The organism is Vibrio sp. Y176 (assembly GCF_033438945.1).
Genome location: NZ_JAWOQS010000002.1, coordinates 259,543 through 285,562 on the forward strand (window position 1 = coordinate 259,543; position 26,020 = coordinate 285,562).

A 26,020-nucleotide genomic window follows, 5' to 3' on the forward strand; every position below is an offset into this window, starting at 1 on the left:
TTTTTCTAGCTAAATGTTGCCGTGCGAGCTTTCCTTATTCAGTCTTCTTGCTCAACTCCGAACTTAAACTCCACTAAGCAAATAACGGGTATGTGAGAACAACACAACGAAGATTACCGCCTAACGTCTGCGTTATTCATCCACGATCAATGTTAGCTCTACGCGCCGATTGCAAGCTTTACCACTCGCTGTCGCATTGCTGCACTTCGGTACATACTCTCCGAAGCCTCTAGAAAACACTCGTTGACGTGGAATACTCGTCGCCAATAGTTGTTTTTCTACTTCACGAGCTCGCTTTTCAGATAGCGTGTCATTGAAGCTTTCAGCTCCCGTGCTATCCGCATGACCATCAATCACGACATCAACATCAGTTCTTCCAGCCAGATAGTGACCAATGTTTCGAATCCAGTCTTGAGATTGAGCAGATAACCGTGCAGAACCCGTTTGAAAATGCACTTGCTCTTTCAAACGTATCATCAGGTGACCACCACTGAGCGTCTCGTGAGGAATGTTATGCCTGCTCAGGAACATTTCCAGAGAGGTCACGTTTTGCGACTTTTTTACTGACGCCCTCGCCGTTTGATATGAACGAGGGGAAGAAGCCACATTGGATGCGCTCGGGTATCCCCACTCTGGGTGTCTCAGCTCAGTGTTTGATTTAGGAGCTGTATCTAAAATGTTCCCACCAGGGACCATATCTTGATCGAGGCTGCTGCACCCGGCCAGAATGCCACAAACAATTAAAAAACAATGCTTCATACCATTACCAACGTAGAAAAACTCTTGTTCATTGTGTCGACAAAACACGCCGAATCTTTAGCGCTTTTGTCCACCGATTGGTTTGTCTATGCAGCGTTCATGCCACTGGAGTCAATGCCAAATCATCTCTCAAATAAAAAGCAACACTAAAATACCCTACCCTTACAGCCCATACGTCAGGCTAAGTCTGTTACCAATGGTCTCACTTTATTGTTATTTAATGGTTTTAGTCACTATCGTTAACCGATAAACTAACGCAAATTTCTCATTTAGAGCACTACTATGTTAAAAACCATATCGAAAGGCTTTGCTGTTGTTGTTGCCGTAATGGCTTTGTCGGCATGCGATAGCGGCAAGAGTCAGCCTCAGCAAGGCAAACAATACGAAGTTTTGCCAGTATCCCTTGAAGAATATGATTTAGCTCCCCTGACTGAAGCATTCTCTTTAACTTGTGGCCACTGCCGCTCAATGGAAGAGTTTGTCCCTCAAATTGAATCATTGACCGATCAAAGCGTTGAAAAAATGCATGTAACGTTCAATGAAAGTGCACAAGTGAGCGCCATCATCTTCTATACTGCCGTAATGCAGCTTGAATCAACACCAGATAAAGCGTTTATGGCGGATCTTTTTACTGCTGTGCAAATGGGTGCCGATGCAACGGCTGAGGAACGCCAAATCGCCGTAGAGAAAGCCTTTGAGTCTCGCAACCTTATCAGCCCTTACCATTTAGATGAAGCACAGCAAAAAACGCTGTTTGAGTACATCACTAAGGCAGAAGCGATCACGACTCGCGGCCAAATTAACTCCGTTCCAGCCTTTATCGTAAACGGAAAATATCAAGTGATTACTGGTGGTCATGACAGCGTTGAAGCCATGGCAGAAACCATCAACTTTTTGCTAAAACAACCTAAATAGACAAGGAGATTACGTGTCTAAATTTTTGTTTCCTCTTATTATTTTTATTTTGGCGGGCTTTTTCATTTACCGTACTTGGACAAACCATAAAGTAGCAGATGAAAACTTTGCCAAAGGCCAAGCATTCTTACTAGAAAATGCGAAAAAAGAAGGCGTCATCACAACAGAAAGTGGCCTTCAATACATGGTTCTTGAAAAAGGCGAAGGTGAGGTTCACCCAACGGCAACAAGTAAAGTAAAAGTACACTACCACGGCACCTTGATTGATGGCACGGTATTCGATAGCTCTGTTAATCGTGGTGAGCCTATTTCATTTGGTCTTAACCAAGTCATTAAAGGCTGGCAAGAAGGTCTACAATACATGGTAGAAGGTGAGAAAATCCGCCTTTTCGTACCAAGCACGCTTGGCTATGGTAAGAGTGGCTCTGGCCCAATTCCACCAGCAAGTGTTTTGATCTTTGATGTTGAGCTGCTAGAAATTCAATAAATCTAGAAAGCTTTGTCTTAAAGCCAAAGTATCAAAACAGAAAACGCCGCGAACCACGCGGCGTTTTCTGTTTTAAGAAAGGTTAAAAACCAATATAGTGATCCGAAAGCAATGCAATGAACAACGCCAAAAGATGATAGATAGAGAATTTAAACGTCTCCATCGCGGTATTTGACTCTGGTGCATATTTTAGCTTCCATGCATGGTACATAAAGCCAACATTGAGTAGTAGCGAGGCAAAAAGATACACCACGCCGACCATACCAACCAAAACCGGTAGGACACAAACCAAAGTCAATAGCACCGTATACAACAGAATAGAAGTTTTGGTGTACTCAATGCCGTGTGTCACTGGCAGCATGGGAATATCTACCTTGCGGTAATCCTCGACACGATGAATAGCCAGAGCCCAAAAATGTGGTGGCGTCCAGATAAAAATGATCATCACGAGCAGCCAAGCATTCGCATGTAATTGCCCTGTTACAGCAGTCCAACCGAGAAGAGGCGGCATCGCACCGGCAATCCCTGCAATGACGATATTTTGGGGCGTAGCACGTTTGAGGTACATTGTGTATACCATCGCATAGCCGAGCAAACTCATCAAAGTCAACCATGCCGTCAGCGGGTTGACTATCGCATAGAGAAGTACAAACCCTAAGACACCTAAAACTGTAGCGAAGGCTATCACCGATGATGGCTTAGTCTCACCCGATGGCAATGGTCGTTTGTGTGTGCGTGCCATTCTCGCATCAATTCGGCGGTCAATTAGATGATTAAACGCTGCCGCAGACCCTGCCATCAGACCAATCCCCGTTAGGCCAACTACCGCCTGCAACCAGGGGAAATCATCAACCGGGGCTAAGCTCATCCCTACTACTGCCGTCACCAACATTAACGCCACCACTTTAGGTTTCGTTAACTTCAAATAAACGGAACTTAGTCGCTTTCGCCCATTTAACGACAGCGCGATTTCTTTACTCATAGCGAACTCCTTTCGCGGTGTAATTCCAAGCCGTTTTACCCTGCCACAAGTAAAACTGGCTAACACAAACGAGACTCAACATAACAGCGGCACCAAGGTTGTGCGCCACCGCGACATAGATAGGAAGTTGAAATACTACGTTGCTTACACCCAGCATAATTTGGCACACCAGAGTGAATAACAACCACCCTCCGATTCTCTGTGAATGATGAGAATCTTGCCTCATAAGCCCAATACTATAAGCCAATACCACGGTGGCGGTAACAATAGCGCCTATACGATGAGTGACGTGTATAGTCATTCTTGCCGGATACTCCAAGACACCAAATTCATAATTCTCGAATCCAGTTTGCCAGAAAGAAAACGCTTCTTTCCATGAGAGATGGCTCATCCAGTCTCCCTCACAAATCGGCAGTGTGGTACACATCAGCGCAGCATAATTTGACGAAGTCCATCCTCCAAGGAGCACTTGCACCAAAACGACCAGAAAAACCAACAATGAAAAGCCTCTCAGAGAGCGAGAAGATGGAGAGAAATAGAGATTGTTTTGCGCTTTTAATTGGCAGTAAAAAATCGCCTGTAACGCCAATAAAACAAAACCACCGAGCAAGTGAAGCATCACGATGACGGGCATTAATTTAAGAGTAACTGTCCACATTCCCAAAAGTGCCTGCCCAATCACCAATACGCTTAGCAACATCGGAATGGTTGAATTTACACGCTCAGACCTTACTGATATCGCTGCCATCGCAAAAATGACTAAACCTAACGTTCCTGCAAAATAGCGATGAATCATCTCAAGCCATGCTTTCTCATGCTCTACTGCCCGCTCGGGGAAGTTCAGGTTAGCACGTATGACGTCTTCTTCTTGATGCGGCACAGAAAAGTGCCCATAACAACCAGGCCAGTCCGGGCAACCTAACCCTGCATCTGAAAGGCGAGTATATGCCCCTAACATGATCACCACGAAAGTTAGGAGCAAACTGAATCTAACCAACTGAATTAATTTCATATGCACTTCCTCTAACCGACTCGTGACAGTTTTAAGAGCTTGCGTAAGTCCGCCAACATACCTTTATTCAATAGGACTAAGTCCTCATTTGGTTTCGGCGAGTAAGACATCACCAGTTGCCCAAGAGGATCAACGATCAACATTTGCCCAGGTTTCACTTTAGCGGTAACCAATTCATTCATTTGCATCGCTAACATCGATACTTCCATGGGATCTGAATGCACAGTCTGCCAAACGACTGGCACTACTCGCTCTTGATACTTACCTAAAGCAACATGGCTTTGCTGAAGCAGGTAAAGCTGCTGTTTACACTGTTCAGTGCATTCGTTAGGCAATACATAAGCGAGTTGCCAACCATGGTCTTTGAGAGGTGACTCTTGACCAAGCTGCTCTAACGTCGTGTATGGTTCGACTAACTCGCCTCTATTGGTCACTCCGCTTTGATACCACCCTTGTGTAAGAATGACTTTTGCAATGACAGCGGGAAGCGCGAACGTACAAACCAGCGCAATCAACATTAGTCGTCCTTTGGTTACTTTAGATGTCATGCTTCACCTCCATGTGACGCAACTTTTTTTGCCAACGAACAAAAACAATTAAAGTCAGTAATAAGAAAACACCTGCCATCGAAAACCATTGAATCGAATAGCCAAAATGTTTGGCACTATTGAGTGGCAATGGATTCCAAGGAAAGTCATAGGGCCAACGAGTTAAATTGTCTGGCTGCAAGACTGCGGGCATAAGTTCAATATTCAGTAGCTGATTCAATTGCGCGATGTTTAGGTTTTGCACGCGAATAACATCGCCAACTTCCGGCATTAACTCTGAACTCAGTGGATTAGTAGATTTTCGGTACAGGCGTCCTGTGATGAAAGTCGAATTATCGAGTTTGGTGACCGTTGGTAACACTGAGCGTTCTGCTCTTCCCTCGACAAAACCAAGCTCCAATAACGCATAGGTACTAGGTTCATCGCTCGTCAATACAATCTGAAATGCTAAATATCCCACACTGCCTTGATGCGTTTGGTTGTCTAACAGAATTACGGGAAACGCCTGAGGAACAACATTAACTTCCACTTTTTTCCCGAGGATACTTTCCTCTCGCCAGTCGTTGTCTTCAAGAACGACGCTTAGTGCTTGGTACGCACTATCCGCACGCGCGAGAATGGCTTGTTCCAATGCTTGTTTTTCTTGCCCTCTCTCAAACTGCCAAAAACCCAGTTTGACCAAAAGAGAAAACACAACCACAGTTAAACCAACTGCAACCCAAAACCGTTTCGATAGCCATAATTGTCTTGATAACAACAATGATGAAACCGGAGGTACCATGTCCACCGTATTTCTATTCAAACTGACGCTTGTCCTTTTGCTGCTTTTCATTATCTTCAACCTCGCAAAAGCGCTTATCGAAATGGTTCGTGAAGACCCAGATAATCCTGAAAAAAGAGACAAACCCATGAGTCATTACTTAGGCCGTCGAGTCATGTTCTCCGCTTTGGTGGTCGTCCTTTTGCTTATTGCGCTCAGCTCAGGTTGGCTAGCACCAAACCCTCGCCCTTATTAGTCGAACCAAGAGTTCACACTGCGCCTAAAGTACGTAAACAAACACAAACAGACATAACCAAACCACATCCACGAAATGCCAATACCAGCTGCCCGCTTGAAAGGCAAAATGGCTCTTTGGCGAAAAGTGATCTTTAGCGATTCTGAACAGAAGCACGATCAAAAAGATAGTCCCAAGACAAACGTGTAAACCGTGGAACCCCGTCAACATGAAGAACGTGTTACCGTAAATACCGGACTGCAACGTGAGCCCTATGTCTTGATAAGCATGAACATACTCAACCGCTTGGTAATATAGGAAAAAGCCAGCAAGTACGATGGTTATCTCTAACCAAACAATCAGTGCCGTTCTTTTGTCTTGTTCAAGGCTTATATGAGCCATATGTAGCGTAATAGACGACAATAGCAGCAAGATAGTATTGGTAAGGGGTATGCCCTGCCACGGCATAGCTTGTGTTGTTTCTCCCCCCGGTGTCAGTGTGAGTGGCCACATCGCTTCGAAGGTTGGCCACAGGACTTCGTTGGTCATGAAGTTATTATCTGCCCCACCTAACCAAGGCACAGAAATCATTCTGGCGTAAAACAAGGCACCAAAAAAGGCACCAAAAAACATCACTTCAGAAAAGATAAACCAGCTCATTCCTTGGCGAAAAGAACGAGTAATTTGCGAGCTGTATTTTCCACTCAGTGATTCAGTAATCACATTACTAAACCAACCAGCCAACATGTAAAGCAAGAACAAGAAGCCCACCGCTAGCACAATGCCACCAATGGTTCCCACTGCACCGTCACTTTGTGTCCCCTGGACGGTCATGCCTGCGCCAACAGCAACCAAAAACAGAGCAAATGCACCGATGATCGGCCAGCTACTTTGAGCGGGAACATAATATGTTCCTGGCTTGTTACTCATAATTTCTCTCCTTACTGACCAACCTTGGTCTGTATCTCTCTCCCTGAGTGGCTAAGAGCCTGTAGGAGGGGGAAGTTTATAGAGTGTGTAAGACAGCGTTAACGTGTGTATAGACTCCGGCAAGTCCGGTTCGATATAAAAAATCAACGGCATTTGAGCTTGCTGTTTACCATCCAGAGGCTGCTGGTTAAAGCAAAAACACTCAATCTTATTGAAGTAAGCAGCTCCAGTCCCGGGAGAAACAGAAGGAACGGCTTGCCCCACCAACTTCTGCCCGCTTTCATTAAATGCAAGGTATTCGGTTTGTACGACTTCACCTGGGTGAACATCCATCGAAATCACTTTGGGTCTAAACTCCCAAGGCATATCTGGGCTGACATGCGCCATAAACTCCACGCGAATAGTTCGGCTCATGTCCGGTTGCATACCTGTCGGTTGAATGGCGGCCACTTCACTTGTCTTTCCATTGATTCCCAGTGCGTCGCACATCACGTCATAAAGTGGGACCAGTGCATAGCCGAAGCCAAACATTAACAGGGTCGCCAAAAGCAACTTCACTGTGAGCTTCTTGTTTGATGGATTCGGTTTCATGTCACTCACCCCACTCTTTGCTAGTCAATCTTAGGCGGTGTAGTAAACGTATGATGTGGCGCAGGGCTTGGCACTGTCCACTCTAAGCCCTCCGCACGTTCCCACGGTTTTGCAGAAGCCTTTTCCCCGCCACGAATACACTTGATCACCAACCATAAGAAGATCAGTTGTGACAACCCAAATGCAAACCCACCAATTGATACTATTTGATTAACATCAGCAAACTGAATGGCGTAATCCGGTATGCGTCTTGGCATGCCCGCTAAGCCTAGGAAGTGCATTGGGAAAAACAGGACATTGACGGAAATAATTGAGCACCAGAAATGCCATAAACTCAGCTTGTGATCGTACATATTGCCCGTCCACTTAGGTAGCCAGTAGTATGCCGCTGCCATGATCGAGAATACCGCACCAGATACCAACACATAATGGAAATGGGCAACTACGAAGTAAGTGTCATGATATTGGAAGTCCGCCGGCACAATCGCCAACATCAGTCCCGAGAAGCCACCAATGGTAAACAGCACAATAAAGGCAATGGCAAACAACATTGGCGTTTCAAAGGTCAGAGCTCCACGCCACATGGTGGCAACCCAGTTAAAGACTTTAACCCCCGTTGGTACCGCAATCAGCATAGTGCAATACATAAAGAAGAGCTCAGCAAAAACTGGCATCCCCGTGGTAAACATGTGGTGCGCCCACACAAGGAAAGATAACAATGCAATGCTGCACGTCGCGTAAACCATCGAATGATAACCAAACAGCTTCTTACCACTGAAAGCAGGCAGAATAGCGGAGATGATTCCAAACGACGGTAAAATCATGATGTACACTTCTGGGTGACCAAAGAACCAAAAGATGTGTTGGAACATTACCGGGTCACCACCACCAGCTGCGTCAAAGAAGCTAGTCCCGAAATATTTGTCAGTAAGAACCATGGTCACCGCACCCGCTAGTACCGGCATAACCGCGATCAACAAGAAAGCGGTGATTAACCAAGTCCAAACAAACATTGGTAACTTGAACCAAGTCATTCCCGGAGCTCGCATATTTACGATCGTCACGATAACGTTGATCGCGCCCATAATGGAGCTGATACCCATGATATGAACAGAGAATACAAACAGCGCAGTGCTATCCGGGCCATAAGTCGTGGACAGCGGAGCATAAAACGTCCAACCAAAATCAGGACCGCCGCCAGGTAAAAACAACGAGCTCAACAAGATGAGAAATGCAAAAGGTAAGATCCAAAAGCTCAAGTTGTTCATGCGTGGCAGCGCCATATCTGGAGCGCCGATCATCATCGGGATCATCCAGTTAGCAAGACCCGTAAATGCTGGCATCACCGCACCAAATACCATCACTAAACCGTGTACCGTGGTCATTTGATTAAAAAACTGCGGATCGACTAGCTGTAGCCCTGGCTGGAACAGTTCGGCACGAATGATCATAGCCATCGCACCACCTGTTAGAAACATCGCAAAGCTAAACCAAAGGTAGAGAGTGCCTATGTCTTTATGGCTTGTAGAATACAACCAACGAGTGATGCCCTGGGGTGTATGATGCTCGTGACCATCATCAATCGCAATGGTACTGTTCGCATTGGCTTCTGCTGGCGCAGACTTCACTGCCTTATCTATTGGCTTACTCATATTTCCTCCTTAGCACTGCCTTGTGCCTTAAAGGCATTCACATCGGATGCTTGCACTGTATCTCCAGTATCGTTGCCCCATGCATTTCGTTGATATGTGATAACCGCGCCAATTTCTTTGTCACTTAACTGATTAGAAAAAGCCTGCATTGCGGTGCCCGGGCGACCATTGACAATAATATCTATGTGCTCAGTAACATCTCCGGTTGCAATAGGACTGCCTTTAATCGCGGGAAATGCACCCGGAATCCCCTCACCATTTGCCTGATGACACACAGCGCAACGCGCCGTGTATATCGATTCGCCTTGCGACATCAATTCGTCCATAGATAAGTCTTGAGAGAGCGCTTCTTGTGCCGCCGCTTTTTGAAGTGCGAGTTCTTCCTTCTTACTCGCTAGCCATTCATCGAACTTTTCTTCTTCCATCGCATGCACCACCACTGGCATAAATCCGTGTGCACGACCACATAGCTCCGCACATTGGCCGCGATATACGCCTGGCTCATCAATTCTTGTCCATGCTTCATTAATAAAACCTGGAATGGTGTCTTTCTTGACGGCAAAGTCCGGTACCCACCAAGAGTGAATGACATCATCAGAAGTCATCAAAAAACGCACTTTGCGATTCACAGGCAACACCAAAGGGTTGTCTACTTCCAGTAAGTAATGTGCGCCTTTAGCTTCGATTCCATCAATTTGTTTTTGGCTGGTGGCAAGCAAACTAAAAAACTCAACATCTTCGCCAAAATAGCTGTAATGCCATTTCCATTGCGAGCCTGTGATCTTGACCGTGATATCCGATTGGCTTGTGTCTTCCATTGCGACTAAAGTTTTCGTTGCGGGAATCGCCATAGCGACAAGAATGATGATGGGTATGACCGTCCAAATAATTTCCACTTTTGTACTTTCATGGAAATGTGCGGCAACTGCTCCTTTTGACTTGCGATGACGGAAGATGGAATAGAACATCACACCAAAAACAATCAAAGCAATTACACAGCAGATATAGAAAATCAGCATATGTAATTCATACACTTGCCCACTTATCTCTGTGACCCCTTTTGTCATGTTGTAGTCATTTTCCTTTGACCAACCAAAAGAGGAAAATGTGATTAAAATCACATTCAGTGATAAGGCTAGAGTAGTCGTTAATCTTTTCAAAAGATCTCTCCTCTGCTCAGCCGCTACGCCTACGCGAGCTTCCTTGCGTCCCGATGCAAATATCGAACAACTTTACGAAAAATCACAAAAACTACGATTTCGACACGGTTTGTTATATTTATGTTAAAAGGCTAGTTATAGTTCCAAGGTTCTTCAAGAAATTAAATATGATTAAATTTTGTTCGGATAAGAAAAATTAATTCGGTTTATCGATTGCCCTCTTTGAAATGTAATTGAGAACCATTTACATTGATTTAAAAGAAAACATTGAGATACTTACCAAACGAAGTGTCCAAGAAAGTAGGCTCCCCCTACTAAGGAATGACTGATATGACAGCACTAATTACGCAATGGCTAGAACGAGACCCTGATCCTAAGACTCGTGAAGAGCTACAACACCTCGTCGATACGAACAATGAACAAGAACTTACTGATCGCTTTGGCTCACGCCTTGCCTTTGGTACTGCAGGCTTACGTGGCAAAGTGGGCGCAGGTCCAAACCGAATGAACCGCTTGGTGATTCAAGAGACCGCCACTGGTTTAGGGCACTATTTGCTTGAGCAAGTCAAAGATGCCGCGAGTCGTGGTGTCGTTATTGGCTACGACGGTCGTCCCGATTCAAAACAATTCGCGCATGATACCGCATCCGTACTGACGGCCCTTGGTATCAAGGTTTACCTAACGTATGACGTTGCAGCAACCCCAATTGTCGCGTTTGGTGTCCGTACATTGAATGCAGCGGCCGCTGTTGTTGTTACTGCCAGTCACAATCCACCAGAATACAATGGCTTTAAAGTATATTGGGAGAATGGCGCACAGATTATTCCTCCGCACGACTCTGGAATCGCAGCGAAAATTGATGACGCAACAACGAAGCCATTACCTTTAATGTCTCTCGATGATGCAAAACAGCACGGTTTGTTAGTTTGGTTGGAAGACGACTACTACCAAACTTACCGTAAGACAATGAATGAAAACGCGCTGCTTACTCCTGACAACAACACCGATATTTCTATCGCTTACACTGCGATGCATGGCGTTGGCGCGAATATGGCGGAAACGCTACTTGCCGACGCAGGCTTCCAAAAAGTGGCAAGTGTTAAGGAACAGCGCGAACCTGATGGAAGCTTCCCAACCGTCAACTTCCCAAACCCTGAAGAAGCCGGTGCAATGGATATGGTGATGGCGTTAGGTAAGTCCGTAGATGCCGATATCGCTTGCGCTAACGATCCAGATGCGGACCGTTTTGCCGTGGCAGTTAAACGCCCAGATGGCGAGTATCAAATGCTAACAGGTGATCAGGTGGGCTCACTGTTTGGCGATTACTTGTTGGAACAGCAACCTAACGCTTTGGTTGGCAACACCATCGTATCCTCAAGAATGCTGAGCAGCATCGCTAAGGCGCATGGCGCACAATACTATCAAACATTAACTGGCTTTAAATGGCTTACTAACGTTGCCATGGAACAAGAGACAGAAACCAACCCATTCTTGTTTGCTTATGAGGAAGCGCTCGGTTATACCGTGGGTAACAAGGTGTGGGATAAAGATGGTTTATCTGCAATCGTCGCGTTTTCACAGCTAACAGGCAAGCTTAAAGCGCAAGGCAAAACACTGTGGGATAAACTGGAAGAGCTGTACCGCGAGCACGGTTTCTACTTCAACGCACAACGCAGCATCGCTCTCGACCCGAACTCTCCACCAATCGGCGACAAACTCCGAGCCAATCCACCAACAGAGATTGCTGGTAAAAAAGTTGCAGTAACCGAAGATCTAAAAACATCGGTTCGCATGTTTGACGACGGCTCTGAAGAATCCATTGACTTACCAGCAAGTGACGTATTGATTTATCACCTAGAAGATCAATCTCGCGTGATTGTTCGTCCTTCTGGTACTGAGCCAAAACTAAAATGTTACTACGAAGTCATCAACCTCTTCCCTGCGGATATGAGCTATGAACAAGCACAGCAAGCAGCAGAAGCGAAGATGAACGAACTTATCGACGCGCACCAGCAAAGTTTGTAAGTCAAAGAGAAACATAGATATTTGATACAACAAGAGGCGCAAATTCGCGCCTCTTTTTTGATTTTCACTAGAACAAGTCAAGCTAACCCGTGCTTTCCCTAGCCTACAATTTCCTTTTGTAGAAAGTACTTGTGGATGCCCTCTGCAGGATAGCCTGAGTACTGCCCCACTTTCTCAAAACCCAATTTGAGATAGAACTCAAGAGCTTGAAAGCTGTAGGTATCCAAATAAACATGGGTAACCCCATGAGGCTTTACTTTTTGTTCTAGCATCGACATTAATTGACTACCGAGACCAGAGGTTCGACTTTCAGCGTCTACCCACAAAAACTCAACAAACACCGTATTTTTAAACATTTCGCCAGTCAAGCCACCCATGATCTTGCCATTCTCATCTTTTGCGAAACAGCCTACAGCATGCACTTCCCCTTCAGGTAAATGCACTCGGTTATAAGATCGAATACCTTCACGAACAAAATCAAGGTCTGTTTGATCTGGATTTAAACAAAATTCAAGCTTCATATATCCTCTCCTTAGGAAACACCAATATCCTAAAACAAAAAGCCAGCAATTGCTGGCTTTCTAATGGAATATGATAACTTTACAAGGCGAAACTACTCAGCATCCACAACGCCAGAATAACAAACACTAACCCCATTAGTTTATGTTGATACGTGCGGAATTTTTCGTTCTCGAGCAGCCCTTTGCCCAATGTGCCTGCTAACCCAACAAGTAATAAATTGAATGACAAGCCAAGAACGTTCAACAATAACCCTAGCGCTAGCATCTGCTCACCAGAAGATGCCGTGATATTGCTTGAGACAAACTGCGGCAAAAACATCACAAAAAAGACCAATGCTTTAGGGTTGAGCAAATTACTCATCAAAGCACGTTGATAATAAGTTGATGCCATTTTGTTTTGACCATCAAGCTCTGGAGCCGAAGATGCCTCAGCTCGTAAGCAGTCCCAACCCATTTTTAACAAGTAAGCGCCACCTAGTAGATGAAGGACTTTAAGGGCTATTGGGCTCATGGCAATCAGGGTAGATACACCCATTGCTGCAAGCAAAGTAAGAATAACACCAGACGTCGCATTGCCTAAGCTAGCAAACAGACCGACCTTCTTACCGTAACTCATACTAGAGCTCGCTATCAGCAACATATCGGGCCCTGGTAACAGCAACAAAGCCACTACTGCGGTGAGATAAACAGGAAGTACAGATAAATCAATCATGATGAAACCGCTTTTCTACAACAAGGCGGCGAATGTTATACCAACAAAATAACATCATCCAGCCCAAAATAGCCAAGATAAATCAAAAAATAAAAATCATAGTTTGCCCAGTTGAAAAATAGCAATCAATTCGCCTGTTTATCAAAATCGAATAGCAATTTTGTACAAAAATAAGCACGATGGATCCGTTACACTTCTAAAATGATTTTCTTGAGCAGACCGGATAAAGATGAAAGAAAAGAATAAGGAAATCGCTACCTTCAAGATAGCTCAAGAGCTCGGCGGTTTAGAACTTCTCGATGCAAAGTATGAGAAGCAGAATTTTTCACGCCATAGCCACGAAGGTTACACTATTGGTGTCATCGAAAAAGGGGCACAACAATTTTTTAGGACGGGCGGGAATCATATCGCGCCACAGGACAGCATCATCCTTGTTAATGCAGATGAAGTACACAACGGACATTCAGCCTCGGAAGGCGGCTGGGAATACAAAGCAATGTACCCCGTACCTCAGCAGTTTCAAACTTTAGGACAAGAGCTTGGTTCACCAAATGTAGCTCTGCCCTATTTCCCTCAACCTGTGGTTTACGATCCTGAGCTGGCTAGTCAGTTACGATTGGTATTTGAAACACTAGAAAAATCAGACAACCGTTTGTTGAGAGAAACTTTGGTTTACGGCACGTTGATTAAGCTAGCCAGTAAACACAGCACTCATCGGGCACCACTGAAAGAATCAACCAGAGCTCAGCGACAAGTGCAGCTAGTCAGAGAATTTTTGGAAGACTTTCCACAAACGGACGTCTCACTAGAAGAACTCGCCAAACTGTCTGGATTAAGCCCTTTTCATCTGCTGAGAGAGTTTCAAAAGCAATTTGGCTTTCCGCCTCATGCCTATCAAATTCAGCAACGTTTACGTATGGCGAAGAAGCTACTAAAAATGGGACAAAAAATTTCAGACGTGGCACAAGAATGCGGCTTCCATGATCAAAGCCATCTGCATCGACACTTTAAAAAAGCCATGGGCGTCACTCCCGGCCAATACGTCCGTCACAGCTAAAGCAGCAATATTGTACAAGGCGTTATGCGACTACCGAGCTATCTTGGTAATCTGATTTAGGAATAAATAAGAAGAAACTATGGACCACACTTTGCCGTTACAAAAAGAATCAAAAGCCACGCTATTTTGGCAAGGTACACTTGCGATGATGCCTCTGAGTATCGCAGTGCTCCCTTGGGGCTTACTCGCAGGCTCATTCGCAATTGATACTGGGCTTCACCCTTTGGAAGGACAAGCACTATCCGCCATTCTGTTCGCAGGTTCTGCACAGCTCGTCGCGATGGGAATGATTAAAACGGGAGCAGGTCTAGTGACCATGTTACTGACAACGCTTTTTATCACCTCTCGACACTTCCTCTACAGTGTATCGATGCGCAGTAAAATTGCACCGCTCCCTCTAAAATGGCGATTATCACTCGGCTTCTTACTTACTGACGAGCTGTTTGCGATTGTAGGCCACCATTCCGATAAACAGTTTAATCGCTGGTATGCACTTGGGGCTGGTCTGAGTTTTTACCTGTTTTGGAATGTCGCGACATTGACGGGCATTATTGCGGGAAGTCTAATCCCTGAACTGAACGAAATGGGTTTGGAATTTGCTGTAGCCGCAACTTTTATCGCGATAGTAGTACCCACCATTAAAAATGCAGCAGTGCTCGCGAGTGTTATTGTGGCTTTGGTGAGCTCAGTTGCCCTAACCTATTATCAAATTGAGGGAAGTTTGATGATTTCAAGCATTTTAGCCATGCTTACTGGTTACTTTGTGGAACAAGTAAAGGAGAAACGCTAATGATCATGTTGGCTATTTTGCTGATGACGGTACTTGTTTTCACCAGCCGCTACTTGTTTTTAGAACCCAAGCTACCATTGCGATTAGGGACGCGCACTCAAAAAGTACTCAATTACGCTAGCCCCGCAGTACTGACTGCGATCTGGGCACCTATCGTTTTCATTCCCGATGGGGAGCTCAGCGTCAATGTGCAAAACCCATTTTTACTGGCTGCCGTACTGGCTGCTTTAATCGCGTATTTTACTAAAAATGTTCTTTTAACGACGGTTATCAGTATGGTGGTATTTCTCGTTCTACGAATTTGGCTTTAATCCGCCAACCACTCAATCTCCAACAAGGTGACATCGCCACACTTTAATCGACCAAGGAAGATGTCACCTTCATGTACCTCACCAACGCCCTTTGGTGTACCAGTCATCACTACATCGCCATCTTGAAGTGTTGTGTAACTGGTTAATTCATCCAGGATAGTTAGCGGCGGATAGAGCATTTGGTTAACGTGACCTTTTTGTACACGAACACAGTTAATTAAGAGCTCAAGGTTAAGATCGTTGATATCAATGTTATCCAAAGAGACAAACCGACTAAACACAGCAGAGCCATCAAATGCCTTAGCACGCTCCCACGGCAACCCCTGATTTTTAAGCGAGGATTGCAAACCACGCTTGGTCAGATCCAATCCCAAACCAACCGCTGAATAACGTCCATCCTTGATCAAAAAGCAGATTTCAGCCTCATAATGAAGGGGCTCTTGATGGAATGAACGCAGAGTTGTTGATACGGAAGTTGCGGGTTTATTAAATACCACCATTTGCTCAGGCATTGCATTATTAAGCTCATGAATATGTTCAACGTAATTTCGTCCAACACAAAGCACTTTACCCACTTCTACTTTCTTTTCTTCAACTTGAATAACACTCATCATTCTTCCCTGCAAAACAAAAATCCCATCATAATCTAACCTATTGACTTAACGACACTAAATAGCAACCTCTAGTGTAAAAAATAAGACATTCACCCCGTTTTGAGTTTTGTATCATCTAATTGAAACAGCAAAGTATTTGTAAAACAAATAGACAAAAAAGCCAGCACGAGGCTGGCTTTAGATCAATGAGCTGAATAATAGTTCTCGCTAAATCCTATTATAGGTAGTAACGAGCACCTAACGCCCATTTGTCATCAGTTTCACGACCATTGTCGTCATTTAGGTCAAACTGGTAACCCGCGTAACCAACAAATTTAGGCGTGAAGTTGTATTCTGCTTGTAGTGCCATTTCTTCACGAGCAGTTTCTGTTTTAGAGCTCTTAAACTCTTTACCTTCCACCATCTCATAGTTAACACTCAAGTTTAGGCTGTTTGCTAGAGCGTATGCGATGATCGCTTCGTATGCATCACTTTCTTCTAAACGGTCGCCTTTTGCACTGAAGTTCATGTTTTCGTTTGAACCATAAACCGCAGCAAGGAATAGGCCTTGGCCGTACGCACCGTAAGATGCTGATACAACGTGTGATTCCGCCGTGTGCTTACCTGAATATGCAGGGTGCTGGAAATCGCCGCCATTGTAAGAGTAACCGATTTTAGCGCCCATGATTGAGTAAGAAAGCGCAGCTTGCACACGGTCATCGTATTTAGCACCGCCAGTTATAACTCCAGCATCGTTGCGCGTGTAATCATCGTTTGCACCCTGCCAACCAAGACCAAAGTTGATCACACCCGCTTCACCCAGCTCGATGGCATTACGGTAAGAAAGCATTTTATCCGCACGGCCAGTGCCAAGGTTTCCATGATCGTCATAGATGAAGTCGTTGGCAAACGCGATTGGCATATCTGCAATACCTGCGACATCGTAGTAAGGTGACCATTGCGTACCACCTACTGCACGACCATAAACCTCATGCGTTATACCTAAGTAACCTAGACGAGTTTTAAACGACTCTTCACCACCGTCTAAGTAGTTTAGCGCCCATTCACCACGTGCGTCTGCGGTGAAGCCATTACCCAAATCCTGTGTCGCAGAGATATTGATACGAGGAGAGTTAGTACCCACATCCGTGTCACCTTGCTCTGATCCATTTAAATTAACAGAAACGTGGCCGCCCATCGAAAATGTTGTGCCATCGTTATTATATAGTTCCACTGCAACTGCTTGAGTACCGAAGGTTGCTGCCGCGATTGCCGCTGCTAATAATTTTTTATTCATTTCTAAATCCATTACTTATTAGTTGGTTAGTCAGTTTTAGACCCGGCTTTGGTTCACTTTCGTAAAAACGAAATGATGAACAAAGAGAGGAATACAAAGGCTATCCGAGGCATCGTTTCCACCAGATTAGTTTTACCTTTGTGTAACAACTGCCGACACTTTATTTGATTAGTTCCTGACAACCGAGTGAAAAGATCTCAGACAAAACCTAAAAAGCAATCGTTTACTTAGCCTTCAAGAAATCGAGAAATAAAAACCTTACAATAAGAAATGCTTTAGAGAGAGTTAGCTCACAAATAGCTGATGATTCGCTATTTTTAGGCCAAACTTCCCTGCCAAATTGAAATGTTTACTTACATTTAGGGTCAAGAAACAATTCAGGAACTTTTTGAAAAAAACACAGTCTTCAACGGAGAGGAAAAAACCTCAAAAAAGATAAACCTTTCTTTTTATAAGTGGTATGAGAAGGGGCACTTATTCTCGCCAGCAATAAAAGTGCAATCAAATCATAACTTAACAGAAATCTATCTTTCATTTTCAGCCTTTACCTTAGCGTCATCAACACATCGGGCAAGAAAGCCCATCGATTACAACTAGGGTAATAAGAAAATGAAAAAGGCAGCACTAACTACTGCAATTCTTACAGCATTGGTATCAGCACCATCATTCGCAGCAACTGTATACAAAAACGACGGTACTGAATTAAAAGTTGGCGGCCGCGTTGAGTTTCGTGGTGACTTCATCGGTTCAGACGGTGCTGAAGTTGAAGGTTCCATGGAAGATAAAAGCCGTGCTCGTCTTAACCTAAAAGGTAAAACAGACATCGGCAACGGCCTTTCTGCTTTCGGTGTTTACGAAGCCGAACAAAAAACGGGCAAGAGTGAATTCAAAAACCGCTACATGTATGCAGGCGTCGACTCTGATATCGGTGCTTTCTCTGTAGGTCGTCAAGACATGGCTGCAGTCATCATCTCTGACATGACGGATATCACAGAATTCTCTGGTGTTCAGCAAGTTATTGATTCGTCGTCTGATAAGCAAGACAGCGTTTTCGCATACCGTGGTGCGTTTGATGCACTACAACTTCAAGCAACCTACCAAGCAAACTCTAGCGATAACGAAGATAAATACGGCATCTCTGGAATGTACTCACTACCAATGGGCCTCGACTTTGGTCTTGCATACTCTGGTGGCGATGTAGATAAAGATAACTCTGAAGATCAAATTCTAGGTGGTATCGCTTACTCGATGGACAACCTTTACCTAGCAGGTACTTATTCTCAAGGTTCCCTGACTGACTCTGAAGACTTTACGGCTTACGAGCTAGTCGCAAGCTACAAAGTAGCAAGCAAAGTGACACTTGCAGCTCTATACACAGCTCAAGAGAATGATCCAGACAACGGTTCAAAGTACGACACCGTTGAAGGTATCGAGCTTGTTGGTTACTACAAACTAAACAGCAACTTCCGTACTTACCTGTCTTACTACATCAACCAACTTGATGAAGCAAAAGATGCAACAACAGGTCTAGTAACAGAAGGCGAAGATACACTGCGCCTAGGCGTACGTTACGATTTCTAATTCACTCTTGTCCTAAGAGCGAGTCCACTTGGCCAGCACCTTTGCTGGCCATTTTTTATTTAACCCAACACAACTCGATAAGTTTTCACACTATCGAAGCATCGCTCAGCAATGAAAAACGAGCGTAACGACGCCTACTTCTGCCCTCTTTTAATGCGATTGATCACTAAGTTAGTGCATTTCATCTAATCGACAACATAGAAAAACCAAAAAACCATTTAAAATCAAATATATAAAAGTTGGCACGTGTTCTGCAATATTATTTATGCAAATGCATGGCAGCGTTTGTGCTTCTCGTTCTTTGTACCTGTTATAACAGGCACGTCCTTTGAATTGGTAATGTCGCCTCCCTCTGGGAGGCATTTTTTTATTGGCGCGAAAAACAATAGGACGTATGATCCCGCCACCTCTATCAAACTGGAATTTTTCAATTGAATCATCATCCTGTTCAAGGTGCGTCCTGGATGCTAACAGCTGGCTTGGCATTCGCCATAGTGAACAGCTTCGCCCAAATTGCTAGCATCAACTTTGGTGTCTCCTCCACCACATTTGCGTTATTCCAATATGCAATCGCCTTATTTGTTATTCTGCCCTACCTACGTACACTTGGGATTAGACGTTCTTTAAGAACCCAACACTTTGGCTGGCATGCATTCCGCATTTTTCTCTCTGTTATCGGGATTCAACTTTGGTTATGGGCTCTCGCTTACCCAGTTCCAATTTGGCAAGGTATTGCACTTCTCATGACCTCCCCGTTATTTGCCACAGTTGGTTCTGGCTTGTTACTCAAAGAGAAAGTAGGTACTGCACGCTGGTTAGCGACATTGACGGGGTTTGTTGGTGCCATGATCATTCTTGAGCCTTGGGCAGACTCATTTACATGGGCGACCCTGCTCCCTGTTGGCGCCGCATTTTTCTGGGCAGCGTATTCATTAATGGTAAAAAAAATGTCGGTAAACGATCCGCCATCAACCATGGTTGTCTATTTATTGCTGCTGATAACACCATTTAATATCTTGTTAGCGATACCGACGTTTACTATGCCAGATACGTGGACGATATGGGGTGTGCTTTTAGCCGCAGGTGCACTTACAGCACTCGCTCAATGGGCTATCGTTAAAGCATATGCAGTAGCAGACGCCTCATTTGTGCAACCATTTGATCACGCCAAACTGCCTTTGAATGTTGTTGCTGGTTGGTTGGTGTTTGGTTGGGTGCCACCTGGTCGTTTATGGTTAGGTGCTGCGATTATTATTGCATCTATTGCGTTTATTACGCATTGGGAAGCGAAAAAGACAAAGTTAGTTGAAAGTAAAATCTAATTTAAAAGTTCTATATTTTCAGGAAAGGAAATGAGGAACCCATATGAGTCAACCAATCAAAATTACACTGTATCGCTGGGCTGGTAGTTGGGGCCCATTCAAAGTCAATATTCCTTGTGGTGAATGTACATTAACCAAAGATATTTTAAAGGATACTTTTGAAAACGAACTAGCCGATGTGCCCGTTGAACTTGAAGTAAAAGATTGGTTATCGCACTGGTGGGAACCATTAAAAGCTGGTGCTTGGCATGCACCCATTCTTCTTGTCGAAGGGAAAGTTATCAGCCAAGGAGAAGCATTGAATCGGGGTGTGCTTGTACAGTCTGTTATTGCTGAGTGGGTAAAACGCGATGAGCTAAAAGGCAACATTGTTTATGGTAAAGCAACTTGCCCTTACTGTGTCAAAGCCAAACAATTACTTGACGAGGCTGGCGTTCAGTATGAGTACCATGATGTAGTTAAAGACAGCGCCGCCTTATACCGCATGATTCCTGAAGTAAAAGCCATCATTGGCGAAAAAACACCGGTAACAGTGCCGCAAATCTGGTTAGATGGAAAATATATTGGAGGCGCTGACGATTTAGAAAAGTGGTTATCAGCAAAGGGGCTAGATAAAGTGCCTAACAATGTTGTGGAGATACCAAGCCAATCCGCGTAATTCTAGATTTAAATGTCATCAGTCTTTGAGTAGCGTTTTGCCAATGTTGTGCAATATGTTGGCTACTTACTAACAACAAAACAGAGAAAAGCAAAAAGCCCTGATTTTTCAATCAGGGCTTTTTAAATTATTTCGCCAGTTTTTTAATAACACGAGCAAAAACAGAAGCTTTTTTCTTCTTCGCTTTACCGTAAAGCGCTTTGTGCATCGCGTCTTTTGCAATCATCTGGCCAATATAAGCACCACCAAGTTCGTTACCCATGACCTTCTCCTGAATGTATTGACTTAACTATGTTGTAATTTTACACCACAATTAGATAAAAACAAGACTCCAGTCACATTTATTTTGTAATTAACTTTCAAGTTAGTTCTGATTACTTTTTCGAAACGGGCGCCTATCGCTTAGGTTGCTGGTATGTTTTACCCGCTGCGACGTACGTGTCTTTCTGTTTGATTTCAAAGAATGTTTCAAAGAACCACGCAGCAAATTTGATCAAGTGATCGCCTTCATTCATGACGTGCTCCACGTATTCTTGCTCTTCTCCGGACTCGTCTTCTTGAGTGGTAATATGGTAAATACGTTTCTCGCCATCAACTTCTGCAAGACCAAACTGACCCGTTAGGGATTGTGCCGCTTGTGCAACTTCTTCTTCCTCACACGCCTTCAAGACTTCGAGTGCCTTTGGCATGCTTTCTTGCTGAGTAATTTCTTTTACCAGTGTTTCAAATTCGTTTTGTTGCATTCTTTCACCTAACGATTAGAGATCGGATAGTCATTTGGGCAGAAAGGTATCCCCAAGCTGAGAGGAGCATCAGGCATTGCCCTCTTCCTCTCAAACTGAGTCATTCAATATACACAATGATCCTGACTTAATTTAGCAGCGCATTTTAGAAAGCTGCCTCTTTCGTTGCAAGTATATTCAGGTGGAAGTTTCTGCTTGAATCGTCCCTTTGGGTACTTTACGAAATTGACTCAATGCAAGCACACAGCAAGAAAGTAACGCAATAAACAAATAAAACACCCCAAGCTGGTTTTGATTCGTGACCCAAGAATCTACCAAGTATCCGCCAAACAACCCGGCTAAACACATTTGAATTGCTCCAGATAGCGCAGAAACCGCTCCGGCCTGTTGCTTATGTGGCGACAGCAACAAACTAATTGATACCGGAAACGACATGCCTTGGGCAAAACTTAAACACGTAAATGCCACTAGTAATGAAAATACACTGAAGGGTGTAACCAACAACATGAAGCCAGCAATAGCAACAATCGCGAAACTCATCAGCAAGATTTGCTGAGCTTTGTAACGAGCGTTGATCAAATTAAGCACCAAGCTACCCGTCAGCAAACCAACTGACGGTATGATCATCAAAGAACCGTAATCTGCCGCCGTTAAGCCTAACTCTTGTTGCATTAAAAATGGATACAAGGAGAGCGTGACCAGAGCCGATAAATAACTAAGCCAGTTGTAGCTCGCACTACCAATCACTTGAGTATTCGTTAACAGGCGCAAATAATTTGCACTCACCTGGCCTACTTTAAATTTTCGCTTCGGGTAAGGCAGCGTTTCTGGCAGCACCAATAAACCAAGCGTAAAAATTGCCATTAAGTAAATCAGCACAAACACAAAGACAGCATGCCAGCTCAGGTGAAAAGCAATCCAACCACCAAACAGCGGAGCAATAATTGGCATCACAGATGCCGTGACTGAAATATAAGATAGCGCTTTGGTTAATTGCATACCGTCATAACTGTCACGCAATACGGAGCGACCAAGCACCGAGGCACTGCCCGCTCCCAAACCTTGAAGTAACCGCCCCGCTTCAAGAGCAATAATGTTGTCCGAAAAGGCGATACAAATAACCGTACCAACTAGGTACACACTTTGGCCCAGAATAAATACTGGTCGACGACCAATCGCATCAGACAATGGGCCATAAAAAAGCTGAGAGATACCGAAACCAACGAGAAATAGTGTGACGAGATTCTGAATCGAATGTTGCGGCAAATTCAAGTCATGACCAATCAATGGTAAAGAAGGAAGATAAATACTAACGCCAACTTGGCCTGTGGCAATGATCATCATCGCTAATAACAATGGTGTTTTACGCAAACGTTCCTCCTACTTTGTGACAGATTGATGGCAAACAGTGTATATTTGATACTCAAAGATGATAATCAGCTAAGTTGGAAAGGAATTAATTCCCAAGGAGACACAATGGACTGGATTCAAAGCGTGAAGAGTTATATTCGTGTGGTCGAAGAAGGTAGCTTTAATGCTGCAGCGCGGAAACTCAATACCACCAGCTCAGCTATCAGTAAACGAGTTCAATGGCTAGAAGATAAAATTGGCGTTCAGCTACTTAAACGCACGACCCGCTCTATTAGCCAAACCGAAGCTGGTGCGCTGTTTTATCAACGAGCAAAAAATCAGTTGGATTCATGGCAATCAGTATTAGATGAAACTCGCTCAGTCAATCAATCACCAGCGGGGTTATTGAAAATTGGCGCGACACTGGCGGTTGGTTCTAAGTTTTTGGTGCATTACCTAGATGATTTTCTTGAGAAATATCCAGACATTACGCTTCAATTAACGACAACGCTACCGGGCCAATTGCCAGAGCTAAGCTTAGACCTGTTTATTAGCCGGGAATTAGAGCAACTTAATTCGCTAAGTTTCAAAGCCACCGCACTTTTCGAACATAAAGCCCAGTTTTACGCCGCGCCTAGTTACCTAAAAAAATATGGCACCCCACAATGCGTTGAGGATCTGACAGAGCATAATGTCCTGATTTGGGGTGAAAAGCCCTCACGAGAAATCAAAACCAATCGAGGTAAACGTATCAGCTTGTCCGGTAACTTTGCCACGACCAACCCAGAAGCGCTGTTTCATGGTGCCAAAAGAGGCATGGGTATTCTGATGACGAATAACGTCATGATCAAAGATGATCTCAAATCCGGCGCGTTAGTGCCTATCTTGCCCGATATCACAGCGGATAAAGCCATTGTATATGCCTACTATCCAAAGCTGGATTATCAACATACCCGAACTAAGCTGTTCCTCGATTATCTCAAATCGCGATTAGAAGAGGAGAAGCGCGCCTAGCTTAGCGTTTTTATCGCTATACCTTTAAAAGGTTCAAGCATAAAAACATGAAAATAATGATTTGTTCGTTCACAAAATTTGAAAAATTCGCCTTAGTAACCGATAGTTTATTTGATGCATATCAAATAATAATTCTTCGTGTCTCACACGATATGGTAATCACAACGCTAGGTGAAATGCTCAATGGGTCAGGTACAAATCAGTTTCCACAAAATTGATGAAATATTGAAGCTAAACGGCACGGCTCAGCTAAACCGAGTCACGTTAGATATTCATCAACAATTGCAGAGCCATTGCACTTGCGTTGTAGAAGTTGCGCATCTTCAGCATTCGGCTCATACCATCTCCTTCGCTAGCAATGGAAAAATTACAGACAATCTAAGCTACCACCTTTCAGGCACCCCCTGTGAAAAAGTGGCAAAAGACATTGGCGAACATATTTTCTATCAAGACCAAGTTTACAAACGCTTTCCTGAAGATCAGATGTTTCAAGAGGATGGCATTCAGGCTTACATTGGCCTGCCATTGAAGACACAAAATGGCGAGGTTCTGGGAATTTTATTGTCTACCTTTACCCGAAGCATCCACGCTAAGGAAGCGCAAGATATCCTCGACTTCCACCGCTTTTATGCCAATGTCATTATTCACAGCTTACGTGAAAAGTGGGTCAGTGAACGTTCAGATAAGCTTCTTAATCAGCTTAGCTATGAAGTATCGCATGATAACCTAACTGGACTGCTCAACCGTAGCTGTTTAGCTGATACCTTGGAGACATTGACGCAACAGGCCACTCGTCCATTCAGTTTGGCTTATCTAGACATCGATAACTTCAAATCGATCAATGATATCAACGGAAACTATATCGGCGACCAAATTATTAAGTTTACGGCAAACGCCATTCAACAGAGCTTGTCATCGCCAAACAACGCTTTTCGTGTCGCTGGAGATGAATTCGCCTTCATTACTTACGATGAAGATCCTGTCGCCGTGTGTCAGGAAGTACTCGACAAAATTGAAAGCGGCTACAGCGACAAATCTAACCGAATTTCTTTCACTGTTAGTATTGGTATCGCGCGCGCACCAGTACATATGTTGAACAGCGATGAGCTGATTTTGAATGCTAGCCTCGCTCTCAAAGACTGTAAAAAACATCGCGATACACGAATTCAGCATTACGACACACATCTTAGTGCCCTTTATCACCGTAGAACTCAGCTTATTGAAGCTATGCGCATTCAACTAAGCGCTGACATACATGATAGCGAAGAGTTGTATGTCGTTGTTCAGCCAATCGTAGATATCACAAGCGATCGCTGGAATTACTTTGAAATCCTAGCCCGCTGGAACAGCAATGTTTACGGAAACATCTCCCCTGCGGAATTCATTGAAGCTGCCGAACAATCAGGCCTGATTATCGAGTTGGGTGAACGTATTATTGAACTCGCATGTATCGCAAAACAAGAGCTAGAAGCTAACTTAGGATACAAAGTCAAACTCTCTATCAATTGCCCTGCGTATGAGCTGGTCGACTCTAACCGCTATATTAACCACCTAACTAACATGGTTGAAAAGTATCAGCATGAAGCAAAAGACTTTGTTATAGAGCTCACCGAGACCGTTTTACTCTCGCAAAGTGGTCGTGAACAGATGGTACTTAACTCATTGCGGTACTTAGGTTTTAAAGTCGCGTTGGATGATTTTGGTACGGGATACTCAAGCTTGAACTATATACACAATTATCCGATTGATAGCATTAAAATCGATGCAACCTTCGTTCAAAACATGCTCTCAAATACAACCTCTGAACAAGTGGTGTTTTTGATAGCGCAATTGGCAGAACTGCTTGATGTGGATTTGATTGCCGAAGGCGTAGAAGACGATAGAGCACTACAAAAGTTAATTGAAATGGGCTGCCACTACATTCAAGGCTATTTCTACTCTCGCCCACACAGTGTTGATGAAATCGTACACCTGATAAATGAACGTGAAGTGCGGAGCGCCTAAGAGCTCTAAAC

At 44.1% G+C, this 26,020-nt stretch carries 28 protein-coding genes; 12 read left to right on the forward strand and 16 right to left on the reverse strand.

Annotated elements, in window-relative coordinates; translation table 11 throughout:
• Nucleotides 1-132: 132 nt before the first annotated feature.
• On the reverse strand, nt 133-759 hold the full coding sequence (locus R7O13_RS05365) for an OmpA family protein (RefSeq protein ID WP_318303221.1): 627 nt from the start codon (nt 757-759) through the stop codon (nt 133-135).
• A 282-nt stretch (nt 760-1,041) separates the two neighbouring features.
• On the opposite strand from R7O13_RS05365, the gene R7O13_RS05370 reads away from it, so the two are divergent.
• Entirely contained in the window at nt 1,042-1,674 is a 633-nt protein-coding gene (locus tag R7O13_RS05370) for a thiol:disulfide interchange protein DsbA/DsbL (RefSeq protein ID WP_005375635.1), read from the forward strand.
• 13 nt (nt 1,675-1,687) lie between these two features.
• Nucleotides 1,688-2,161 carry an FKBP-type peptidyl-prolyl cis-trans isomerase gene (locus R7O13_RS05375; RefSeq protein WP_005375638.1) on the forward strand — a complete coding sequence of 158 codons (474 nt, stop codon included), beginning with the start codon at nt 1,688-1,690 and terminating at the stop codon, nt 2,159-2,161.
• Nucleotides 2,162-2,243: 82 nt separating this feature from the next.
• On the opposite strand, the gene cyoE is transcribed toward R7O13_RS05375, so the two are convergent.
• Genes cyoE through R7O13_RS05395 form a run of 4 tightly spaced genes read right to left on the reverse strand, consistent with a single transcriptional unit; the run spans nt 2,244 to nt 5,484 of the window.
• On the reverse strand, nt 2,244-3,143 hold the full coding sequence (cyoE, locus tag R7O13_RS05380; RefSeq protein WP_104976502.1) for a heme o synthase: 900 nt from the start codon (nt 3,141-3,143) through the stop codon (nt 2,244-2,246).
• Entirely contained in the window at nt 3,136-4,155 is a 1,020-nt protein-coding gene (locus tag R7O13_RS05385) for a COX15/CtaA family protein (protein WP_239932413.1), read from the reverse strand. The genes cyoE and R7O13_RS05385 overlap by 8 nt, the downstream gene beginning before the upstream one ends.
• Before the next feature lie 11 nt (nt 4,156-4,166).
• On the reverse strand, nt 4,167-4,703 hold the full coding sequence (locus R7O13_RS05390) for a cytochrome oxidase biogenesis cluster protein (protein ID WP_239932414.1): 537 nt from the start codon (nt 4,701-4,703) through the stop codon (nt 4,167-4,169).
• Nucleotides 4,693-5,484, reverse strand: coding sequence for an SURF1 family protein (locus tag R7O13_RS05395; protein ID WP_239932423.1), 792 nt, complete (start codon nt 5,482-5,484; stop codon nt 4,693-4,695). The genes R7O13_RS05390 and R7O13_RS05395 overlap by 11 nt, the downstream gene beginning before the upstream one ends.
• Here R7O13_RS05395 and R7O13_RS05400 point away from each other — a divergent pair.
• Nucleotides 5,483-5,719: a DUF2909 domain-containing protein gene (locus R7O13_RS05400; protein ID WP_005375504.1), complete on the forward strand. Its 237-nt coding sequence runs from the start codon at nt 5,483-5,485 to the stop codon at nt 5,717-5,719. The two genes, R7O13_RS05395 and R7O13_RS05400, sit on opposite strands and share 2 nt — an antisense overlap.
• 24 nt (nt 5,720-5,743) lie before the next feature.
• Here R7O13_RS05400 and R7O13_RS05405 read toward each other — a convergent pair whose 3' ends face one another.
• From R7O13_RS05405 to coxB, 4 genes are read right to left on the reverse strand one after another with little or no spacing between them, the layout of a single operon-like run.
• Nucleotides 5,744-6,628 carry a cytochrome c oxidase subunit 3 gene (locus tag R7O13_RS05405; RefSeq protein ID WP_239932415.1) on the reverse strand — a complete coding sequence of 295 codons (885 nt, stop codon included), beginning with the start codon at nt 6,626-6,628 and terminating at the stop codon, nt 5,744-5,746.
• A gap of 51 nt (nt 6,629-6,679) precedes the next feature.
• Nucleotides 6,680-7,219: a cytochrome c oxidase assembly protein gene (locus tag R7O13_RS05410; protein ID WP_017821600.1), complete on the reverse strand. Its 540-nt coding sequence runs from the start codon at nt 7,217-7,219 to the stop codon at nt 6,680-6,682.
• A gap of 20 nt (nt 7,220-7,239) precedes the next feature.
• The gene (ctaD, locus tag R7O13_RS05415; RefSeq protein WP_318303226.1) at nt 7,240-8,871 is read right to left on the reverse strand and encodes a cytochrome c oxidase subunit I; all 1,632 of its coding nucleotides are present in this window, start codon (nt 8,869-8,871) and stop codon (nt 7,240-7,242) included.
• Nucleotides 8,868-10,031, reverse strand: a complete 1,164-nt coding sequence (coxB, locus tag R7O13_RS05420; protein ID WP_005385208.1) for a cytochrome c oxidase subunit II — start codon at nt 10,029-10,031, stop codon at nt 8,868-8,870. Before coxB ends, ctaD begins: the two co-directional genes overlap by 4 nt.
• Before the next feature lie 330 nt (nt 10,032-10,361).
• Between coxB and R7O13_RS05425 the strand changes: the two genes are divergently transcribed.
• Nucleotides 10,362-12,056 (forward strand): phospho-sugar mutase, encoded by a 1,695-nt coding sequence (locus R7O13_RS05425; protein ID WP_017821603.1) that lies wholly within the window; start codon nt 10,362-10,364, stop codon nt 12,054-12,056.
• 98 nt (nt 12,057-12,154) lie between these two features.
• Here the strand turns inward: R7O13_RS05425 and R7O13_RS05430 are convergent, their stop codons facing one another.
• Nucleotides 12,155-12,577: a GNAT family N-acetyltransferase gene (locus tag R7O13_RS05430; RefSeq protein WP_213879503.1), complete on the reverse strand. Its 423-nt coding sequence runs from the start codon at nt 12,575-12,577 to the stop codon at nt 12,155-12,157.
• A 79-nt stretch (nt 12,578-12,656) separates the two neighbouring features.
• On the reverse strand, nt 12,657-13,289 hold the full coding sequence (locus R7O13_RS05435; RefSeq protein ID WP_005375522.1) for a LysE family translocator: 633 nt from the start codon (nt 13,287-13,289) through the stop codon (nt 12,657-12,659).
• A gap of 229 nt (nt 13,290-13,518) precedes the next feature.
• Here R7O13_RS05435 and R7O13_RS05440 point away from each other — a divergent pair, with 229 nt between their 5' ends.
• The 3 genes from R7O13_RS05440 (at nt 13,519) to R7O13_RS05450 (ending at nt 15,447) form a co-directional block, all read left to right on the forward strand.
• Nucleotides 13,519-14,346: an AraC family transcriptional regulator gene (locus R7O13_RS05440; protein ID WP_005385198.1), complete on the forward strand. Its 828-nt coding sequence runs from the start codon at nt 13,519-13,521 to the stop codon at nt 14,344-14,346.
• Between the two features lie 79 nt (nt 14,347-14,425).
• Nucleotides 14,426-15,136, forward strand: coding sequence for an AzlC family ABC transporter permease (locus R7O13_RS05445; protein ID WP_213885957.1), 711 nt, complete (start codon nt 14,426-14,428; stop codon nt 15,134-15,136).
• A complete protein-coding gene (locus tag R7O13_RS05450) occupies nt 15,136-15,447 on the forward strand; it encodes an AzlD domain-containing protein (protein WP_005385193.1) in 312 nt (103 codons plus the stop codon). Before R7O13_RS05445 ends, R7O13_RS05450 begins: the two co-directional genes overlap by 1 nt.
• On the opposite strand, the gene R7O13_RS05455 is transcribed toward R7O13_RS05450, so the two are convergent.
• On the reverse strand, nt 15,444-16,058 hold the full coding sequence (locus tag R7O13_RS05455) for a fumarylacetoacetate hydrolase family protein (RefSeq protein WP_017635857.1): 615 nt from the start codon (nt 16,056-16,058) through the stop codon (nt 15,444-15,446). The genes R7O13_RS05450 and R7O13_RS05455 overlap by 4 nt on opposite strands.
• A 220-nt stretch (nt 16,059-16,278) precedes the next feature.
• A complete protein-coding gene (locus R7O13_RS05460; RefSeq protein ID WP_318303229.1) occupies nt 16,279-17,337 on the reverse strand; it encodes a porin in 1,059 nt (352 codons plus the stop codon).
• Between the two features lie 609 nt (nt 17,338-17,946).
• Here R7O13_RS05460 and R7O13_RS05465 point away from each other — a divergent pair.
• From R7O13_RS05465 to R7O13_RS05475, 3 genes are all read left to right on the forward strand, one after another.
• Complete coding sequence (locus R7O13_RS05465) at nt 17,947-18,918, forward strand: porin (protein ID WP_005375535.1); 972 nt, start codon at nt 17,947-17,949, stop codon at nt 18,916-18,918.
• A gap of 464 nt (nt 18,919-19,382) precedes the next feature.
• Nucleotides 19,383-20,240 carry a DMT family transporter gene (locus tag R7O13_RS05470; protein ID WP_318303232.1) on the forward strand — a complete coding sequence of 286 codons (858 nt, stop codon included), beginning with the start codon at nt 19,383-19,385 and terminating at the stop codon, nt 20,238-20,240.
• Nucleotides 20,241-20,283: 43 nt separating this feature from the next.
• Nucleotides 20,284-20,898: a glutaredoxin domain-containing protein gene (locus R7O13_RS05475; RefSeq protein ID WP_005385185.1), complete on the forward strand. Its 615-nt coding sequence runs from the start codon at nt 20,284-20,286 to the stop codon at nt 20,896-20,898.
• A 127-nt stretch (nt 20,899-21,025) separates the two neighbouring features.
• Here R7O13_RS05475 and R7O13_RS05480 read toward each other — a convergent pair whose 3' ends face one another.
• The 3 genes from R7O13_RS05480 to R7O13_RS05490 form a co-directional block, all read right to left on the reverse strand.
• Entirely contained in the window at nt 21,026-21,160 is a 135-nt protein-coding gene (locus tag R7O13_RS05480; protein ID WP_017635854.1) for a hypothetical protein, read from the reverse strand.
• 133 nt (nt 21,161-21,293) lie between these two features.
• Nucleotides 21,294-21,641: a hypothetical protein gene (locus R7O13_RS05485; RefSeq protein WP_005391198.1), complete on the reverse strand. Its 348-nt coding sequence runs from the start codon at nt 21,639-21,641 to the stop codon at nt 21,294-21,296.
• A 177-nt stretch (nt 21,642-21,818) separates the two neighbouring features.
• Nucleotides 21,819-23,012 carry a multidrug effflux MFS transporter gene (locus tag R7O13_RS05490; protein ID WP_182032968.1) on the reverse strand — a complete coding sequence of 398 codons (1,194 nt, stop codon included), beginning with the start codon at nt 23,010-23,012 and terminating at the stop codon, nt 21,819-21,821.
• Nucleotides 23,013-23,117: 105 nt separating this feature from the next.
• Here R7O13_RS05490 and R7O13_RS05495 point away from each other — a divergent pair, with 105 nt between their 5' ends.
• Both R7O13_RS05495 and R7O13_RS05500 read left to right on the forward strand, forming a co-directional pair.
• Entirely contained in the window at nt 23,118-24,005 is an 888-nt protein-coding gene (locus R7O13_RS05495) for a LysR family transcriptional regulator (RefSeq protein WP_137283110.1), read from the forward strand.
• Nucleotides 24,006-24,188: 183 nt separating this feature from the next.
• A complete protein-coding gene (locus R7O13_RS05500) occupies nt 24,189-26,009 on the forward strand; it encodes a putative bifunctional diguanylate cyclase/phosphodiesterase (RefSeq protein ID WP_318303235.1) in 1,821 nt (606 codons plus the stop codon).
• Nucleotides 26,010-26,020: the final 11 nt, after the last annotated feature.

What these genes read in the sequence shown, in the direction of transcription:
- R7O13_RS05365 (WP_318303221.1), bottom strand. Translation starts at nt 759, where the DNA reads ATGAAGCATTGTTTTTTAATTGTTTGTGGCATTCTGGCCGGGTGCAGC.
- R7O13_RS05370 (WP_005375635.1), top strand. Translation starts at nt 1,042, where the DNA reads ATGTTAAAAACCATATCGAAAGGCTTTGCTGTTGTTGTTGCCGTAATG.
- cyoE (WP_104976502.1), bottom strand. Translation starts at nt 3,143, where the DNA reads ATGAGTAAAGAAATCGCGCTGTCGTTAAATGGGCGAAAGCGACTAAGT.
- R7O13_RS05385 (WP_239932413.1), bottom strand. Translation starts at nt 4,155, where the DNA reads ATGAAATTAATTCAGTTGGTTAGATTCAGTTTGCTCCTAACTTTCGTG.
- R7O13_RS05390 (WP_239932414.1), bottom strand. Translation starts at nt 4,703, where the DNA reads ATGACATCTAAAGTAACCAAAGGACGACTAATGTTGATTGCGCTGGTT.
- R7O13_RS05400 (WP_005375504.1), top strand. Translation starts at nt 5,483, where the DNA reads ATGTCCACCGTATTTCTATTCAAACTGACGCTTGTCCTTTTGCTGCTT.
- R7O13_RS05395 (WP_239932423.1), bottom strand. Translation starts at nt 5,484, where the DNA reads ATGGTACCTCCGGTTTCATCATTGTTGTTATCAAGACAATTATGGCTA.
- R7O13_RS05405 (WP_239932415.1), bottom strand. Translation starts at nt 6,628, where the DNA reads ATGAGTAACAAGCCAGGAACATATTATGTTCCCGCTCAAAGTAGCTGG.
- R7O13_RS05410 (WP_017821600.1), bottom strand. Translation starts at nt 7,219, where the DNA reads ATGAAACCGAATCCATCAAACAAGAAGCTCACAGTGAAGTTGCTTTTG.
- ctaD (WP_318303226.1), bottom strand. Translation starts at nt 8,871, where the DNA reads ATGAGTAAGCCAATAGATAAGGCAGTGAAGTCTGCGCCAGCAGAAGCC.
- R7O13_RS05425 (WP_017821603.1), top strand. Translation starts at nt 10,362, where the DNA reads ATGACAGCACTAATTACGCAATGGCTAGAACGAGACCCTGATCCTAAG.
- R7O13_RS05430 (WP_213879503.1), bottom strand. Translation starts at nt 12,577, where the DNA reads ATGAAGCTTGAATTTTGTTTAAATCCAGATCAAACAGACCTTGATTTT.
- R7O13_RS05435 (WP_005375522.1), bottom strand. Translation starts at nt 13,289, where the DNA reads ATGATTGATTTATCTGTACTTCCTGTTTATCTCACCGCAGTAGTGGCT.
- R7O13_RS05440 (WP_005385198.1), top strand. Translation starts at nt 13,519, where the DNA reads ATGAAAGAAAAGAATAAGGAAATCGCTACCTTCAAGATAGCTCAAGAG.
- R7O13_RS05445 (WP_213885957.1), top strand. Translation starts at nt 14,426, where the DNA reads ATGGACCACACTTTGCCGTTACAAAAAGAATCAAAAGCCACGCTATTT.
- R7O13_RS05450 (WP_005385193.1), top strand. Translation starts at nt 15,136, where the DNA reads ATGATCATGTTGGCTATTTTGCTGATGACGGTACTTGTTTTCACCAGC.
- R7O13_RS05455 (WP_017635857.1), bottom strand. Translation starts at nt 16,058, where the DNA reads ATGAGTGTTATTCAAGTTGAAGAAAAGAAAGTAGAAGTGGGTAAAGTG.
- R7O13_RS05460 (WP_318303229.1), bottom strand. Translation starts at nt 17,337, where the DNA reads ATGAATAAAAAATTATTAGCAGCGGCAATCGCGGCAGCAACCTTCGGT.
- R7O13_RS05465 (WP_005375535.1), top strand. Translation starts at nt 17,947, where the DNA reads ATGAAAAAGGCAGCACTAACTACTGCAATTCTTACAGCATTGGTATCA.
- R7O13_RS05470 (WP_318303232.1), top strand. Translation starts at nt 19,383, where the DNA reads ATGCTAACAGCTGGCTTGGCATTCGCCATAGTGAACAGCTTCGCCCAA.
- R7O13_RS05475 (WP_005385185.1), top strand. Translation starts at nt 20,284, where the DNA reads ATGAGTCAACCAATCAAAATTACACTGTATCGCTGGGCTGGTAGTTGG.
- R7O13_RS05480 (WP_017635854.1), bottom strand. Translation starts at nt 21,160, where the DNA reads ATGGGTAACGAACTTGGTGGTGCTTATATTGGCCAGATGATTGCAAAA.
- R7O13_RS05485 (WP_005391198.1), bottom strand. Translation starts at nt 21,641, where the DNA reads ATGCAACAAAACGAATTTGAAACACTGGTAAAAGAAATTACTCAGCAA.
- R7O13_RS05495 (WP_137283110.1), top strand. Translation starts at nt 23,118, where the DNA reads ATGGACTGGATTCAAAGCGTGAAGAGTTATATTCGTGTGGTCGAAGAA.
- R7O13_RS05500 (WP_318303235.1), top strand. Translation starts at nt 24,189, where the DNA reads ATGGGTCAGGTACAAATCAGTTTCCACAAAATTGATGAAATATTGAAG.